Genomic DNA, 2,293 nt, shown 5'->3' on the forward strand with positions numbered 1-2,293 from the left:
CGGACGAACCTTTCAGACCGCCAGCGTGTTCGAGCAGTTGACGGTGCTGCAGAACCTCGACATCGCTGCGGGCGCGGGCCGTTCCGCGCTCACCCTGTTGCGCCGCCGCAAGTTCGTGTTGCCCGGCATCGAGGAGGCGCTCGACATCACCGGGCTTACCGACCTCGTCGACGCACCGGCGGGCATCCTGGCGCACGGCCAGAAGCAATGGCTCGAGATCGGGATGCTGCTGGTGCAGAATGCCTCGGTGCTGCTGCTCGACGAACCGGTCGCCGGTATGAGCACCGAAGAACGCGAGGAGACGGGAAATCTGTTGCGCCGCATCGGCGGTGAACGCACCGTCGTCGTGGTCGAACACGATATGGATTTCATGCGCGCCTTCGCCACCTCGGTCACGGTCATGGCAGGCGGCAAGGTGCTCAGCGAGGGAACCGTCGCGGAGGTGCAGGCCGACCCCAAGGTTCAGGAGGTCTACCTCGGTACAGCTGCGGGCGGCGAGGAACTCGAGAAGGTCGCGGCCCGCGAGGAACTCGTTGGTGGGGAGTCGGAGGCCCAGGATGCTTGAACTCATCGATGTGCGTTGCGGCTACGGCCGTACCGAGGTGATCCACGGCGTGTCGATCGAGGTGCCCGAGAACGGCGTCGCCGCGGTGATGGGCCACAACGGCGCCGGCAAGACCACGCTGCTGCGTGCCGCCGTGGGTCTGATCGGCACCAATTCGGGCAAGGTTCTCTTCAACGGTGAGAACATCACTCGCCTGCGGCCCAGCGCGCGTGTGCGGCGCGGGCTGGCGTACGTCCCGCAGGGGCAGCAATCGTTCGGGCAGCTGACCACCGAAGAGAATCTCCAGGTGGTGGCCGACGGCCGCAAGCGTGGCAAGGAGCGGATCGACGAGGCACTCGACCTGTTCCCCGCGCTGAAGGAACTGCTCGGCCGCCGTGCAGGGTTGCTGTCCGGAGGCCAGCGCCAGCAGCTTGCGATCGCGCGAGCGCTGATCACCGAGCCGAAGATGCTCATCCTCGATGAGCCCACCGAGGGCATCCAGCCATCGGTGGTGGCGGAGATCGAGCGCACCATCGTCGCTCTCACCGAACGCGGCGGGTTGAGCGTGCTGTTGGTGGAACAGCACATCGGCTTTGCACTACAGGCGGCCCAGCGGTACTACGTGTTCGAATCGGGTCGGTGCACGTCGTCGGGTGCGGGTGGAGCTGGATCGGAGGCGACCGTTCGGGCCGCGATGGCGATCTAGCGCAGGCTCCGGCACAGGGACGCTGAGGACCATCGGGTCCTCAGTAGGTGATATGCGGCGACGATTTCGAACACTGCTCAGTTCGAGCGACAGCCGTTGGGCGGCACTACTTTCAAGGCACGGATCAGGGTGCTCGGTGCGGCACCGGCCAATTCCCAGCACGCCCGGTTGGCGTGGGCGCCGTCGGCGAACCCGGACCGGTGCGCGGCGTCGGCTTGTACGTATCCGTCCAGCGGACCGAAAGCGGGAAATTCGGCTGCTACGTTCAGACTATGAGCGCTCCCCGCATCGAGCCCGGCCGCCTGCGCGAACTCGGACCGATCAACTGGGTGCTGTGGCGGGCCCTGTCGCTCGGCGCCGGAGCACCGGATGCGCACCTGTTCAGCACGCTCGGGCGAGCGGGCGGGCTGTTCCGCGGCTGGCTGCACTACAGCGGCAAGCTGATGCCCGGCGGTCGGCTGCCCCGCCACGAGTCCGAACTCGTGATCCTCCGCGTCGCCCACCTGCGCGACTGCGGCTACGAAATGGATCACCACATCCGCCTCGGCCGCCGCGCCGGCGTGACGCCGGAGATCCTCGATCGGGTTCGCACCGGACCCGAGGCCGAGGGCTGGAGTCCGAAGCACCGCGCCCTGCTCACCGCGGTCGATCAATTGGTAGCGACCAAGGACGTCGACGATGCCGCCTGGGCCGAGCTCGGTAAGCACTACGACGAGCGCCGCCTGATCGAGGTCGTGCTGCTTACTACCCAGTACGACGGGCTGGCCACCACCATCGGCACCCTCCGCGTAGCCCGCGACTTCGAATAGCGCCCGACCGACCGTCCAAACGGGTGCAAATCGTGTAAACGGGGGCGAAGTTTCGCACCCATGAGGAAGGTTTGCACCCGGGGAAGAACTGCCAAACGCCAGCAAAACTCGTAAACAGGGGCGAAACTTCGCCCACACGAACACAATTCGCCCCTAGGAGTCACCCCCAAACGAGCGCAAAACTTCCTTCCGGGGCCGAAATCTCGCACCCATGAGGAAGGTTTGCACCCGTGC

3 protein-coding genes are annotated in these 2,293 nt (G+C 66.2%); all 3 read left to right on the forward strand.

Annotated elements, in window-relative coordinates; translation table 11 throughout:
- The coding region (locus A8G08_RS21065) for an ABC transporter ATP-binding protein C-terminal domain-containing protein (RefSeq protein WP_157108714.1) at positions 1–565 on the forward strand (565 nt) is incomplete at its 5' end.
- Positions 558–1,250 (forward strand): urea ABC transporter ATP-binding subunit UrtE, encoded by a 693-nt coding sequence (gene urtE, locus A8G08_RS21070; protein ID WP_068278515.1) that lies wholly within the window; start codon positions 558–560, stop codon positions 1,248–1,250. The genes A8G08_RS21065 and urtE, both read left to right, overlap by 8 nt.
- Before the next feature lie 272 nt (positions 1,251–1,522).
- Positions 1,523–2,059, forward strand: coding sequence for a carboxymuconolactone decarboxylase family protein (locus tag A8G08_RS21075; protein WP_068278517.1), 537 nt, complete (start codon positions 1,523–1,525; stop codon positions 2,057–2,059).
- Positions 2,060–2,293 lie beyond the last annotated feature (234 nt).

This window comes from Aldersonia kunmingensis (assembly GCF_001646865.1).
In the GTDB taxonomy this organism is placed as follows: domain Bacteria; phylum Actinomycetota; class Actinomycetes; order Mycobacteriales; family Mycobacteriaceae; genus Aldersonia; species Aldersonia kunmingensis.

Excerpts from the sequence above, each read along its gene's own strand:
- urtE (WP_068278515.1), top strand. The coding sequence starts at position 558 with ATGCTTGAACTCATCGATGTGCGTTGCGGCTACGGCCGTACCGAGGTG.
- A8G08_RS21075 (WP_068278517.1), top strand. The coding sequence starts at position 1,523 with ATGAGCGCTCCCCGCATCGAGCCCGGCCGCCTGCGCGAACTCGGACCG.